Origin of the sequence: Streptomyces sp. NPDC058650 (assembly GCF_042717315.1) — a bacterium.
Lineage (GTDB): Bacteria > Actinomycetota > Actinomycetes > Streptomycetales > Streptomycetaceae > Streptomyces.
In genome coordinates this window covers 68774-81435 of sequence record NZ_JBHXRL010000018.1, presented here as the reverse complement: position 1 = coordinate 81435, position 12662 = coordinate 68774, and the positions used below count along the sequence as shown (strand labels likewise).

Here is a 12662-nt window from a genome sequence, read left to right as displayed (position 1 = left end):
AGCCCCCTAGGGGTTCCTCCACCCGTGGTCCTGGTGAGACCCTGACGGCGAACATTTAGGTGTACGAAGAAAGGAATCTCGCGGTGACCGAGCCGTCCACGACACCGGCGGGAGCGGGCGGCCCCGGGACACCGCCCGCCACCGCGTCCCCCGCCCCCCGCACGGCCGCACGCCGAGGCCCCGTCGTGGCCGCGCTCATGCTCGGCATGGGGCTCGCCGCCATCGACGGCACCATCGTCTCCACCGCCGTCCCCCAGATCGTCGGCGACCTCGGCGGACTCGCCGTCTTCTCCTGGCTGTTCTCCGGCTACCTGCTCGCCGTGACCGTGACCCTGCCGGTGTACGGGAAGCTCAGCGACACCTTCGGCCGCAAGCCCGTCCTCATCGCCGGGATCGTCCTCTTCCTCATCGGCTCCCTGCTCTGCGCCGCCGCCTGGAGCATGGCCTCGCTCATCGCCTTCCGCGTCGTCCAGGGACTCGGCGGCGGCGCACTCCAGGGCACGGTCCAGACGATCGCCGCCGACCTGTACCCGCTCAAGGAACGCCCCAAGATCCAGGCGCGGCTCTCCTCCGTCTGGGCCGCGTCCTCGGTCGCCGGTCCGGCGGTGGGCGGACTGCTCGCGGGATACGCCGACTGGCGCTGGATCTTCCTGATCAACCTGCCGGTAGGCCTGGTCGCGCTCTGGCTGGTCACCCGCCACCTGATCGAACCGCAACGCACGACACCCCGCGAACGCCCCCGGATCGACTGGGCCGGCGCACTCGCCGTCTTCGCCACCGGCGCCCTGCTCATCACCGCGCTCGTCCAGGGCGGCGTCGCCTGGCCCTGGCTCTCCGCCCCGTCCCTCGGCCTGCTCGGCGGGGCCGCCGCCCTCGGCGCCCTCACCGTCGTCATCGAACGGCGCGCGGCCGAACCGATCATCCCCGGCTGGGTCTGGCGCCGCCGCACGATAGCCGCCGTGAACCTGTCGCTGGGCGCCCTGGGCCTCCTGATGGTCGCCCCGACGGTCTTCCTCCCGACGTACGCGCAGTCCGTCCTCGGACTCGGCCCGATAGCCGCCGGCTTCGTCCTGTCCTCCTGGACGTTGAGCTGGCCCGTCACGGCCGCGCTCTCCAACCGCGTCTACAACCGCATCGGCTTCCGCGCCACGGCCGTCCTCGGCATCTCCGGCGCGCTGCTCCTGCTGCTGGCCTTCCCGTTCCTGCCGTTCCCGGGCGAACCGTGGCAGCCCGCGCTCCTCATGTTTCTCCTGGGAGGGACGCTGGGCCTCTTCCAACTCCCCCTGATCGTCGGCGTCCAGTCGACGGTCCCGTACGAGGAAAGAGGCACGACGACGGCCTCGGTCCTCTTCTGCCGCCAGATCGGCCAGACCGTCGGCGCGGCCCTCTTCGGCGCGGTCGCGAACGGCGTCCTGGCGGCCCGCCTGGGCGGCGGCACCGACCTGGACACCCTGGCCCGCGCGCTGGACGAGCCCGCGTCCCTCACCGCCGAGACCATGGACCACCTACGCCGAGCGGTCGACGCGGCGGTCGACTACGTCTACCTGGGCGCGGCGGGCGCGGCGGCCCTGGCCCTCCTGGCCCTGCTCACGCTGGCGCCCCGCCGCTTCCCGGTCCTGAAGGAGGCGGCGGGGGACGACGACTGACCGCTGACCGCGTACAACCAGCGGCTGTACTACTCCGCCGAGGCGAGCCCGACGAACCCGGCCCACGCGTCGCGCGAGACCCGGAGGGCCGGCCGGGACACGTCCTTGGAGTCACGGACGTGCACGGCTCCCGCGCCGGACGCGACCTCGACGCACTGGCCGCCCTCGGTGTCGCTATAGCTGCTCTTGAACCAGTCGAGGGACTCGGTGCTGTTCATAGCTCTCCTAGCAACTTCTCGATGAACCCAAGCGACTCTCGCGGGGTGAGAGCCTGTGACCGGATGATCCCATAGCGCGCGGCGGCGAGAACCGTCCGCTCCGGGTCGGTTGCCAACGAGCTGGTGCCTTGCGCCTCGACGTAAAGGAACTGCTTGCCGTCCTTGCGCGTGACGACCGTGAACGGGCCGTTCACGCCCGCGTTGTCGTCGCAGTCGGTCGGCATGACCTGAAGCTCGACGTTCCGCCGCTGGCCGATCAGGAGCAGGTGCTCCAACTGCCCGCGGAGAACGCCCTTCCCGCCGTACCGGTGCCGTAGCACCGACTCGTCCGTGACGAAGCTCAGCAGAGGAGCGGGGCGGCGGTCGAAGATGTCCTGTCGCGCCAATCGGGCCGCCACTCGCTGCTCGATCGTCTCCTGGTCCAACGGCGGGCGCCGCATGGCCAGGAGAGCCCTCATGTACTCCTCGGTCTGGAGCAGGCCGTTGACCATCATCGTGTCGTACACCAGCAGCTCTATGGCCTGCTTCTCCAGCTGCGCCATGCCCTGGAAGTACGCCGGGTACTGCGCCTTCTCCAGCTGGTCCTTCCACACCGTCAGGAGCCCGCTCGCGTCGAGCACCTCGTCCGACCGGTCGATCGCTCGCGGCGGCGGGATCCTCCGGCCCTGCTCGAACGAGGCGACGGTGGAGGCCGAGTAGCCCAGTCGCTTGCCGAACTCCTCCCGCTCCATCCCCGCCCGCACCCGCAGCGTCTTCAGGCTCTGCCCGAACGCCGCCACCACACCCTGCCCGGACTTGTCCGCCGTCTGGCCGGCGTCCGCCTCAGGTCCTGACTCCGGCGCCGCGCCCGCCTGCTCTTCTTCCGCCATCGCACCCCAGCTCTCGTACGTGCACCGACACTCCACGTACAAGGCCATCGCGTCGGTGCGTCACCACTGGTCACGCTACGCCACCAAGAGGAGCGTGGGAGGCATGACGAGCAACAACCTCAGCCCCACCAACACCACCCAACTCTCGGGATGCTCCCCTTACTTGGGCAACCAAACCTTCGCCCTACGCTTCACGTCCACCGCCCGGGGCGCCCGCCTCGCCCGGCGCCTCGTCGCCGTCCGCCTGGACGAGTGGGGCGTCCCGTACGGGACCGGGGTGCACGAGACCGTCGTGCTGGTCGCCGCCGAGCTGGCGGCGAACGCGGTGCGGCACGGGCATGTGCCGGGACGGGACTTCCACCTGCTCCTGCGGGTCACGGACGGGCCCCCGACCGTCGCGCGGATCGAGGTGACCGACACCCGCGCCGAGCGCGTACCGCCCCGGCCCGGAAGGCTCCCCGACCCCGGTCCGGAACTGGCTGACGGAGGCCGGGGGTTGCTGCTCGTCGACGCGCTCGCCGACCGCTGGGGCTGGTGCCCGAGGCTCCGGGCGCCGGGGAAGACGGTCTGGGCTGAGTGCGCCCTCACCTGAAGGACCGGATGGACGGCACTTCGCCGGAACAGCCGTGCGTCATGCGCAGAATGGGGGGCGTCCGCCGCCCCATGCCGAACCGAGAGCGACTGCCATGAATCACCTTCCCGCGGACCCGACGGTCCTTCACCCGTTTCCCGACCAGCCGCGCGTGGTCCTGCTGAAGCCGCTGGTGACCTCGCCGCTGATCGAGGTCGGGGAGTACTCCTACTACGACGACCCGGACGATCCGACCGCGTTCGAGACCCGCAACGTGCTCTACCACTACGGGCCGGAGATACTCGTCATCGGGAAGTTCTGCGCACTGGGCACCGGGGTGCGGTTCATCATGAACGGCGCCAACCACCGCATGGACGGCCCCTCCACCTTCCCCTTCCCCATCATGGGCGGATCCTGGGCCGAGCACTTCGACCTGCTCGCCGGCCTGCCGGGCAGGGGCGACACCGTCGTCGGCAGCGACGTCTGGTTCGGCTACAACACCATGGTCATGCCCGGAGTACGCATCGGGCACGGCGCGGTCATCGCTTCCGGCGCCGTAGTCGTGGACGACGTCCCCGACTACGGCATCGTCGGCGGCAACCCGGCCAAACTCATCCGCACCCGCTACAACGACGACGAGATCGCCCGCCTGCTCGCCCTCGCCTGGTGGGACTGGCCCGCGGAACACCTCACCGAACACATCCGGGCCATCATGTCCGGCACCATCGACGACCTCGAAGAGATCGCACCACGGGACTGATCCCGCCTCCACGCACCACCCGTCACACCGGGACCAAGCCAACGTCGCTCGATACGGCGCTAGAAGACGATGTCGCCCGCCACCCCGCTCGCGACATCGGTCCTCACGCCGGGCTTGAGGGGCGCCTTCCAGTTCCCCGTACCGGCGTAGAAGGTGGCTCCGCCGACCGAGCCCAGGAGGTCGGCGTGCCCGTCGCCGTCGGCGTCCCCGACGCCGACGAGGTCGGTGAAGCCGCCCCAGCCGCCGCCGATCCGGGTGCGGGCGGCGAAGGTGCCGTCGCCCTTGCCGAGGTACAGCCAGAGGACGCCGGAGCGGTCGCGGGCGAGGAGGTCACCGGCGGGGCCTCCGGCGAGGTTCCCGACGGCGGCGACCTCGTTGTAGACGCCCCAGCCGCCGCCGATCCGCTTGCGGGCGGAGAAGGGGGTGGTGGTGTTCCCGGTACCGGGGTGGAGCCACAGCACACCGGCCTTGTCGGTGGCGAGGAGGTCGGGCCTGCCGTCGCCGGTGACGTCGCTGCCGGCCGCGATCCGGTCGTACGTCTGCCAGCCGCCGCCGACCCGCGTCCGGCCGGAGAGGGGCGCGTACCGGTCCCCCGTGCCCCGGTAGAGCCAGAGGACACCGGCGCGGTCCCGGGCGACGACGTCGGGCGCGGTCGTGCCCGCGATGTTCCCGGCGGTTTCGATCCGGTCGTAGGCCTGCCAGCCGCCGCCGACCCGCGAACCGCCGGTGTCCGTCAGGGAACCACCCGGGGCGGTGGGCCGCGTGCCGAAGCGCCACAGCGCACCGTCGGTGTCCCGGGCGAGGACGTCGGCCGTGCCGTCGTCGTCGTAGTCGTGCGGGGCCGCGGGCCGGGTCACGGTGAACCGGCCGGTGGTGACCAGCTCGGGGCCGATGCCCTCGTCCGGGCGGGCGGTGAGTTCCCACGCGTACTCGCCGTTGCGGGCGGGACGCCCCCCGTTCGGGCTCTCCAGGTCCTTGCCGTCCCAGCGCCAGGTGAACCGGCGCGGCGTCCCGGCGGTGACGCCGTACGGGACGCTCCACCCGTAGTACAGCGTCTCCCGGGTGCGCACGTGGGTCAGGGTCAGCCCCACCCGGCTGTCCGACCGGGACAGGTCCCAGCTGAAGTCGACCCCTCGCGCGACCTGGTCGCCGGTGAGCGTCTTCGGGGTGACGGAACCGGCGAGGGCGACGACGGTGGCCTGACCGGTCGAGGCGACCAGCTCGACGACCGGCTTGCCGCCGTCGGCGCGCGGCGAGATCCGGTAGAGGCCCTCCCCGTGCTCGGGGGTGCCGCCGCGCACCAGGAGGGTGCCGCCGGGGCCGGGGACGGCGGACGAGTGGGCGGTGAGGAGCCGGACCTTCTCACCCGTCTCGACGGACACGGCGTCAAAAGGTCGCGCCTGGCGCTCGGACGCGCCGTTGGGGTTGGAGGTGCCGTCGATGTGGACCCGCTGGCCTTGGACCGTCCAGCTGCCGACGAGGTGGAGCGCGTCGTACGAGTCACCGCTCGCCGCGATCAGGTGCCGCTCGGACGTGCCGCGCAGGTGCACACCGAACCACTCGTCGGTCCCGTCGTACTCCCGCCACACCGCGTACGTGTCGGAGATCGCGTTCTGCCATGGGGACGCGATCCCGGCGTACTGGGCCTCCGAGAACCCCGCGGTCGCCGTGGTCAGGTCGACGACCACCTTGGTCTCCGCCCTGTCGGCACGCTCCCGGCAGTCGAAGACCGCGGCGCCGGCGGTGTAGCCGCCTTCCATGCTGGGGACGCAGTCCTCGGGCAGCCCGGCGATCGGCCGGTCGGTCAGCTTGCCGGCCTCGAAGGCGAAGAGGCGCGTCTGGACGCTGCCCTCCCCGGTCGGCACCAGGACGGCGAGGGTGGAACCGAAGACCCCGGCGAGGCTGTATCCGGTGCCGAGCTTGTCGAGGTCCACCACGACCGGGTCGCCCGCCGCCGACGCGGGCGTCGACATGTCGTGGAGCTTGAGGACGCGACTCCCCGTCAGGTAGGTCCGGTCGCCGGTGACGACGAGGTCCGAGCCGCCGCCGACGGCGGCGGCGCCGGGCATGACGACCGACGACCCATCCGCGTACCAGGTCCAGCGGTACTCGGGCGTGGTCCCCCGCGTCTTCGACAGGAAGCCGCTCGGTCCCGCGCCGACGACGTCCGCGTTACGCGGGAACCGCACGGTCGTCTGCTGGTCCTCCTGCGTGGCGACGGGCGCCGCGACCGCCGTCGGGAGCGTGGTGAGCGTGCCGCCCGTGGCGGCGAGGACGACGGTAATGGCGGCGGCGGTGAGTCTGTGGCCTCGGCGACGACGGCCGGGCACACGTGAGTAGTTCAAGATTCTCCCTCCCCTGGGTGGAGGGAGGTTATCGGATGCTCGGACTCCGCTCGTGTTCGCGTGCGACTACGAGTCCCCTGCCCGCCGTGCCTTCGGAACCGAGACGCAGAGGTGGCTCTGCTGGGGAACGATCCCGTCGGGCCAGGTGGGAGCCCGGTACGTGTCGATCCGCTGGAAACCGACGTACAGACCGCCCTCGCCCTCGCCCTCGCCGAGGAGACCCGCGAAGTCGCCGTCCGAACCCTCGTGGAGCGGGAGCCCCGTGGCTCGGCTGTAGAACTCGGCGAGGGCCAGGGGGTCGGCGCAGTCGAGCGTGACCGCCTTCAGCTTCATCTGCATGGCGAAGAGGCTGGTCCGTCAACTGACGCCCCTGCCAGCCGAAATAGACGAGCGGCCCGCCCGGGGGCGGTGCGAGGATGGCGGCGCGTTCCGGGAGGTGACCGGGGCGGGGACGTGAGCGGATTCGAGCAGTCGGAGGCAGCATGGCCAAGGAATTCCAGGTGACGTACGACTGTGCCGATCCGGGCGCACAGGCGACGTTCTGGGCTCAGGCGCTGGGCTACCGACTCCCGCCGCCGCCCGAGGAGCCGAACCTCCGGGCCGCCATCACGGATCCGGACGGCAAGGGACCGCGGATCTACTTCCAGAAGGTCCCGGAGGGCAAGACGGTGAAGAACCGTCTGCACCTGGACGTGCGCGCGGCACCCGGCCTGACCGGGGACGCGCGGATGGCCGTGCTGGAGGAGGAGTGCACCAGGCTGGAGAAACTGGGCGCGAAGCGGCTGTACCGGCTCGACGCCGATGGCGTGGACGAGGGAATGATCGCGATGGCCGACCCGGAGGGCAACGAGTTCTGCCTGGACTGAGGGTCGGGTGCCGGAGGCTTCCGCGCGGCCTAAGCCTCCGGGCCCACGACCCTTAGGGGGCGCCCTGCTCGCCCTGCTCGCTCTCAGGGGACTTCGGGGACTCCGGGGTCTCCGCCGCCGGCGATGCCACCCGCCCCGTTAGCGCCGCCAGCGAGTTGCGGATGTGCTCCATGTGCCCGTGGATCTCGTCCCGCGCCTCGTCGTGCTCCCGCAGCACCCGCTCGGTCTCGCGCTCGGCCCGCTCCCCCTTCATCCGGGCCTCCGCGAGGATCTCCTCCGCCCGCGCCTCCGCGTCCTCCTGGCCGTGCCGGGCCTGCTCCTCGGTCTCCGCCAGGGCGCGCTGCGCCTCCGCGAGCCGCTCCTCCGCGCGGGCCACCAGCTCCTCGTGGCGCGCGTGCAGGTCGGCCGCCTTGCCCTCCGCCGTACGCTCGGCCTCGTCCCGTAGCGCCGTCTGCTCGGCCCGCTGCTCCGCGAGGAGCTCCGCCGCCCGGTGCTCGGTCTCCTCGAAGACCTCCCGCGCCGCGGACCGCTTCTCCTCCGCCTCGCGGCCGGCGTCCGTCGCCAGCTCCTCGGCCCGCTCGCGCGCGGCCGTCAGGGTCGCGCGGGCCGCCGACTCGGCCGCCGTCCGGACGCCCTCCGCGTACGCCCGGGCCGACTCCTCCGCCTCCCGGCCCGCCGCCTCGGCCGCCTCCGCGAGCGACTGCGCCTCGGCCTCCGCGGCACGGACGAGCGTCTCGTCCTCCTGCTCGGCCATCTCCAGGATCTTCCGGGCCCGGTCGCTCAGCGCCTCGTACCGCTGCGGCGCGAGCGCCTCGACGGCCTCGCGCAGCCGTACCGCCTCCGCCTCCATGTCTTTCGCGAGGACGGTGAGCCGCGCCGCCCGCTCCCACGCCCCGTCGCGCTCCTCGGAGAGCGCCGCGAGGTGGCGGTCGACCTGCTCGGGGCGGTATCCGCGCCCCCGTCCGACAGCGAAATTCATCCCTGACGCCCCTTCCCTGTGACCCCAACGGCCCGAACGTCCAGGATGCGCCATCAGAACGGACAAAAGACGCCCAACGTGGATACACGTCGAGCGCCTTTCGTCACATTCTGTCCAACTGTGCCTACAGAAGAGCCTGCAGAAGGGCCTAAAGGAGGCCGTCCCACATCTGCTCAAGCAGCACGGACCACCAGTTCTCCGGCGACGACAGCGCCGCCGGATCCAGCATCGCCAACTGCGCCTGGAAGTCGAGCGTCCAGCGGCCCGCCTGCTCCGGGTTGAGCCCGAAACGCAGCCGCCACATGCGGCCGAGCAGCGCCATCGAGCGCGTGAACTCCGGCAGCCCGGTGTTCACGAACTGCGGCGGCACCGACTGCCCGCCCGGACCGGCCTCCACCGGGACCGCCACGATGTGCGCGGTCCCGTACTGGACGCAGATCGCCCGCCCGAAGTCCGAACCCAGCACCAGGTACGAGCTCGCGTCCGGCGCCGGCTGCACCTGCCGCTGCGCCGCCAGCTCCGCGAGCGTCGGCACCACCGGCACGGCGGGCTGCGCCCAGAAGAACGGACCGAAGTCCGCCGGCAGCCCCGCCCACATCAGCGTCCGCGCCACGATCTCCGGCACACCCTGACGCGACACCGCGTGCTGGTCGAAGCGGAGGATGCCCGGACCGAACGCCCCGGCCAGCTCCTGCGCGATCGCCTCCGGCGGGACCGGCGGCGCCGGCTGCACCTGCGGCAGCGGCGCCCGCACCGGCGCCGGACGCGCCGGACCGTCCGCGACCTGATGCAACTCGCCCTGATGGGTGAGGAGTTGCCGCATGCCCTGCTGACGGCCCGCGTGGTCGCGACCGTACGGGGCGATGCTCGTGATCCGCGCCTGCGGCCACGTCTCCCGGATCATCCGCGCGCAGTAACCACCCGGCAGCTCACAGGACTCCAGCTCCGTGTGCAGTTCGAGCACCTGCTGCGGCGGCACGTTCATCGCCCGCAGCTCGTGCAGGATCTGCCACTCCGGGTGCGGGGTGCCCGGCGCCGAACGCCGGATGATCTGCGCCTCGGAACCGTCGGGCGCCCGGTAGCGCAGCACCGCCTGGTAGCCGGGGCCGACCGTCGGCTGACCCGCGGCCTGCGGATAGCCGTACGCGGGCGGTACGGGCCCGGGGCCGGGCGGCGGCGCGTGCCCGCCGTGCACCGGCGGCGGCGGAGCCGGCGGCCCCGGAGGCGGCGGCACCGATGGGCCGCCAGGACCGGGGTGCGCCAGCATCGTCGCGGCGTGCGCCACGCCACCCGCGGGCGTACCACCGGGCACACCCGGCGGCGGCGGGGGCGGCGGAGGCGCGCCCGGACCACTCTGACCCGGGTGCGCCAGCATCGTCGCCGCCTGGTGCACGGGCTGCGGCGGGGTCGGCGGACCGGGAGGACCGGGAGGGGCCGGCGCACCGGGCGGACCCGGCGGGGCGGGCTGCGGCGGCTGGAGCCCCTCGGGCCCGAGCTGCGACACCAGCTGCGTCGGTACGTACGCGGGGGCGCCCCCGCTCGACCCGCCGGGCACACCCGGCGCACCCGGCGGCGGAGGCGGCGCCGCCGGACCGCGCCCGCTCTTCGGCGGCAGCGCGGCCTTGCTCGTCGCGGCGTCCGCGATGTCCCCGGCACCCGGCGCCCGGGGCGCGGGCGGCGGCGGAGGCGGCGTCATACCGGGCCCGGCGGCCTGTACCGGAGGACCGGGAGGCGCGGGCTGGACAGGAGGCACCAACGGAGCCGACGGCGGCGGCGCCGACGGGTCGAGGCGCGGGGCCACCGCGGTCGGGGGCAGCGCGCTGCCCCCCTTCATCAGGGCGGTCGGCGCGTCGGCACCCACCAACGGGGGCGGCGTGTCCTCGTCGTCCGTCCCCGACAGCGGCGGCGCGAACACGGTCGCGGGCAACGGCACCGCCCCGTCCGCACCACCGGAACTCGCGTTCGCGTCCGCCCAGGGACTCGCCGCGGGAGCGGGAGTCGGGGCGGGGGTGGGGGTGGGTGTTGGCGTGGATACGGGCGCGGGTGCAGGTGCGGGACTGGGTACGGGAGCAGGCGCGGGAGGAGCAGCCGGAGCCACCGGAGCAGCCGCGGCCGGAGCCACCGGCTCATCCGCCCCCACACCAGCCGACGACGCCACCGACACCGAAACGTCCGACCTCGCGTCCGACGCGTCGTCCACCGGCGTGGACGAGCTCCCGCCCTCCTGCGACGCGTTCGGCCTCTGCGGCAGCCCGATCCGGTCCGCCGCGTCCTGGAGCCACTCCGGCGGGCTCAACAGGAACGACGTCTGGTTCAGATCGATCCGGGCCGCCTGCGGCGCCGCCGGAGCGGCCGCCTCCTCCTGCGACCCGTACTCCTCCTCGTACCGCCGGATCACCTCGCCCACCGGCAGCCCCGGCCACAGCGTGGCCTCGCCGCTGTCCCGGGCGATCACCAGCCGCTGCCGGCCGCCGTCCGAGACCGGGCCGCCCTGACGGTCCTCCGACCACACCACGAAGCCCAGTTCGAACTCCCGCACCCGCACCTCACGGTGCTGGTACGCCGGCAGGTCGCCGTTGATCCATTCCTCGGCGCGCTCCTGCGCCTGCGCGAACGTCACCACAGCCAGCTCACTCCCCTACCGGGACCACGGGCACGGCGCGCGCGAAGCCACCGTCCACCATCAGGTTCGCCACCGTCTCCAGCTCCGGCGGATTGCCGGCGAGACGCTGGAGGAACACGTCGAAGTCCTCGCCGCAGGGCAGCAGCAGCCGCTCCACCCGCTCGGCCACCGACCAGCCGCCCGCCTCCGGCCCGGAGTCCCGTGCGTCGTCGTACGCGCAGAACCACACCGAGCCGATCGCCTCGCCCCGCACCTTCACCGCGACCAGACCGCCCTGGACGAAGGCGACGCCCAGATAGTCCTTGGTCAGATGGTCACGCAGACACTTGTTGACGTAGACGAGGTCGTTGACCCCCGCCTGCTCCCGCACCGTGAAGAACGGCTGGTCGACCAGGACCCCCAGCTCCGCGTCGAGCGCCGCGCCCACCGGCGCGCACCCGCCCGCCGCCTTCAGGAACGAGCGGTACGCGCCGGGCAGCCGGTAACCGAGGTCCTCCTCGACGCCCTGGAGCTGCGACTCCGACACCGACACGAGCGCCTTCGGCAGGCCGAAGTGCGCGGGCCGGGTCTCCTGGAGCGGCCGCGTGCCGCGCTTCGCGTGATCGACGGCGGCCGTCGCCACCCCACCGTGGTGCCGCAGCAGCGCCTTCACCTCGACCGGCACCAGTTCCATCCGGCGACTGCGCGCCACGTGGTGCCAGGTCCAGCCGTGCGGGGTCGCCACCGACGGGATCGTGTCCCACAGCTCATGACCGGTCGCCGCCATCGCCGCGTTCGCCGACACGTAGTCCGTGAGACGCAGCTCGTCGACGCCGAAGCCCTCCGGAGGATCGGCGATCTCCGCCGCCGCACGCGCGTACGGCGAGAAGTCCGGGTGGCCGTGCTCGTCGATCCGTACCCCTCTGGGGTGACGGGCGGCGCGGACCGGGTCCGGAAAATGCACGACCTGCCCGGCATAGGCCGCGTTCGGTGGCGCGGTGTCCTGCCCGAGCCGACCTGTCGTCATGGCGGTTGCCCCCTGCACTGGCGTCGCTGACTGCTGCTAGCTGCTACTGCTGCTACCGACTGATCTGGCACAGCCTATGCGCTGCCACAAGAGCCCGAACGGCCCCCGCCCGGCGGTGACCAAGTGTCACGACGTCATGACAGTTGCACCATGATTCCGACACACCGGCCCCACCGTTCGCGCCACCAGCTTCCCCATATGGCTCCCTATTTGGCAGGCTGTGCACGCAACTCGGGGGATTGCAGGAGGGGAAGACGAGCACCATGCACACAGCAACGACGCCCACACAGGGTGACCCACGCCTCAACTGGAGCAGCAGCGCCGAAGCCACACGCGCGCCCTTACTGCGTCACCGCCGCGACGGCATCCTTCCCACCGTCGGGGCCGCCCTCTCCGTACGCGGCGAGACCCTCACGTGCACCGCGGGCCGCGGCGACCGCCCGCCCCTCCTGCACGCCCTCGTCCAGGACTTCCTGGACACCCTCACCGGCAACCAGCGGGAACGCTTCACCGGGCGCTGCCCCGAGGCGATCCTGCTCTCCCGGCACCTCACCGCCACCGAGAACGGCCGCTCCAAGCGCGCCCAGCGCAAGCCCCTCACCCCCGGCGAGGCCCGCCGGTCCCTCAAACACGCCAAGCTCACCGCCCGGCGCATCCGGGAGGACGGCGACCCGCTCCACGGCAGCTACGCGGCACCCTGCCGCTCCTGTACGGCAATGCTCGCCCACTTCGGTGTCCGCACCGTCGACCCCACGACACCTGTCGAGAACGGCTGACCG

12 protein-coding genes are annotated in these 12662 nt (G+C 72.7%); 5 read left to right on the top strand and 7 right to left on the bottom strand.

The window, feature by feature from the left end; genetic code table 11:
• Positions 1–83: 83 nt before the first annotated feature.
• A complete protein-coding gene (locus tag ACFWWU_RS27485) occupies positions 84–1646 on the top strand; it encodes an MFS transporter (RefSeq protein WP_384148799.1) in 1563 nt (520 codons plus the stop codon).
• Positions 1647–1675: 29 nt separating this feature from the next.
• Here the strand turns inward: ACFWWU_RS27485 and ACFWWU_RS27480 are convergent, their stop codons facing one another.
• Both ACFWWU_RS27480 and ACFWWU_RS27475 read right to left on the bottom strand, forming a co-directional pair.
• Positions 1676–1864 carry a DUF397 domain-containing protein gene (locus tag ACFWWU_RS27480; RefSeq protein ID WP_384148798.1) on the bottom strand — a complete coding sequence of 63 codons (189 nt, stop codon included), beginning with the start codon at positions 1862–1864 and terminating at the stop codon, positions 1676–1678.
• Positions 1861–2733 carry a helix-turn-helix domain-containing protein gene (locus tag ACFWWU_RS27475; protein ID WP_384148796.1) on the bottom strand — a complete coding sequence of 291 codons (873 nt, stop codon included), beginning with the start codon at positions 2731–2733 and terminating at the stop codon, positions 1861–1863. Before ACFWWU_RS27475 ends, ACFWWU_RS27480 begins: the two co-directional genes overlap by 4 nt.
• 103 nt (positions 2734–2836) lie before the next feature.
• On the opposite strand from ACFWWU_RS27475, the gene ACFWWU_RS27470 reads away from it, so the two are divergent.
• Entirely contained in the window at positions 2837–3325 is a 489-nt protein-coding gene (locus ACFWWU_RS27470) for an ATP-binding protein (protein ID WP_384148794.1), read from the top strand.
• Between the two features lie 94 nt (positions 3326–3419).
• Positions 3420–4064: a CatB-related O-acetyltransferase gene (locus ACFWWU_RS27465; RefSeq protein WP_384148792.1), complete on the top strand. Its 645-nt coding sequence runs from the start codon at positions 3420–3422 to the stop codon at positions 4062–4064.
• Between the two features lie 59 nt (positions 4065–4123).
• Here the strand turns inward: ACFWWU_RS27465 and ACFWWU_RS27460 are convergent, their stop codons facing one another.
• Positions 4124–6409 carry an FG-GAP-like repeat-containing protein gene (locus tag ACFWWU_RS27460; protein ID WP_384148790.1) on the bottom strand — a complete coding sequence of 762 codons (2286 nt, stop codon included), beginning with the start codon at positions 6407–6409 and terminating at the stop codon, positions 4124–4126.
• Between the two features lie 66 nt (positions 6410–6475).
• Positions 6476–6748 carry a VOC family protein gene (locus tag ACFWWU_RS27455; RefSeq protein ID WP_384148788.1) on the bottom strand — a complete coding sequence of 91 codons (273 nt, stop codon included), beginning with the start codon at positions 6746–6748 and terminating at the stop codon, positions 6476–6478.
• 143 nt (positions 6749–6891) lie between these two features.
• Between ACFWWU_RS27455 and ACFWWU_RS27450 the strand changes: the two genes are divergently transcribed.
• Positions 6892–7275 (top strand): VOC family protein, encoded by a 384-nt coding sequence (locus tag ACFWWU_RS27450; RefSeq protein ID WP_384148786.1) that lies wholly within the window; start codon positions 6892–6894, stop codon positions 7273–7275.
• 52 nt (positions 7276–7327) lie between these two features.
• On the opposite strand, the gene ACFWWU_RS27445 is transcribed toward ACFWWU_RS27450, so the two are convergent.
• The 3 genes from ACFWWU_RS27445 to ACFWWU_RS27435 all read right to left on the bottom strand — a co-directional run bounded on the left by ACFWWU_RS27445 (position 7328) and on the right by ACFWWU_RS27435 (position 11883).
• Positions 7328–8254: a cellulose-binding protein gene (locus tag ACFWWU_RS27445; protein ID WP_384148784.1), complete on the bottom strand. Its 927-nt coding sequence runs from the start codon at positions 8252–8254 to the stop codon at positions 7328–7330.
• Positions 8255–8402: 148 nt separating this feature from the next.
• Positions 8403–10877 (bottom strand): SUKH-4 family immunity protein, encoded by a 2475-nt coding sequence (locus tag ACFWWU_RS27440; protein WP_384148782.1) that lies wholly within the window; start codon positions 10875–10877, stop codon positions 8403–8405.
• A gap of 7 nt (positions 10878–10884) precedes the next feature.
• Positions 10885–11883: an SMI1/KNR4 family protein gene (locus ACFWWU_RS27435; protein ID WP_384148780.1), complete on the bottom strand. Its 999-nt coding sequence runs from the start codon at positions 11881–11883 to the stop codon at positions 10885–10887.
• A 263-nt stretch (positions 11884–12146) separates the two neighbouring features.
• Between ACFWWU_RS27435 and ACFWWU_RS27430 the strand changes: the two genes are divergently transcribed.
• Positions 12147–12659, top strand: a complete 513-nt coding sequence (locus ACFWWU_RS27430; protein ID WP_384148778.1) for a YwqJ-related putative deaminase — start codon at positions 12147–12149, stop codon at positions 12657–12659.
• Positions 12660–12662 lie beyond the last annotated feature (3 nt).

Coding starts and splice junctions, on each gene's coding strand:
- ACFWWU_RS27480 (WP_384148798.1), bottom strand. CDS start 1,864: ATGAACAGCACCGAGTCCCTCGACTGGTTCAAGAGCAGCTATAGCGAC.
- ACFWWU_RS27475 (WP_384148796.1), bottom strand. CDS start 2,733: ATGGCGGAAGAAGAGCAGGCGGGCGCGGCGCCGGAGTCAGGACCTGAG.
- ACFWWU_RS27470 (WP_384148794.1), top strand. CDS start 2,837: ATGACGAGCAACAACCTCAGCCCCACCAACACCACCCAACTCTCGGGA.
- ACFWWU_RS27465 (WP_384148792.1), top strand. CDS start 3,420: ATGAATCACCTTCCCGCGGACCCGACGGTCCTTCACCCGTTTCCCGAC.
- ACFWWU_RS27455 (WP_384148788.1), bottom strand. CDS start 6,748: ATGCAGATGAAGCTGAAGGCGGTCACGCTCGACTGCGCCGACCCCCTG.
- ACFWWU_RS27450 (WP_384148786.1), top strand. CDS start 6,892: ATGGCCAAGGAATTCCAGGTGACGTACGACTGTGCCGATCCGGGCGCA.
- ACFWWU_RS27445 (WP_384148784.1), bottom strand. CDS start 8,254: ATGAATTTCGCTGTCGGACGGGGGCGCGGATACCGCCCCGAGCAGGTC.
- ACFWWU_RS27435 (WP_384148780.1), bottom strand. CDS start 11,883: ATGACGACAGGTCGGCTCGGGCAGGACACCGCGCCACCGAACGCGGCC.
- ACFWWU_RS27430 (WP_384148778.1), top strand. CDS start 12,147: ATGCACACAGCAACGACGCCCACACAGGGTGACCCACGCCTCAACTGG.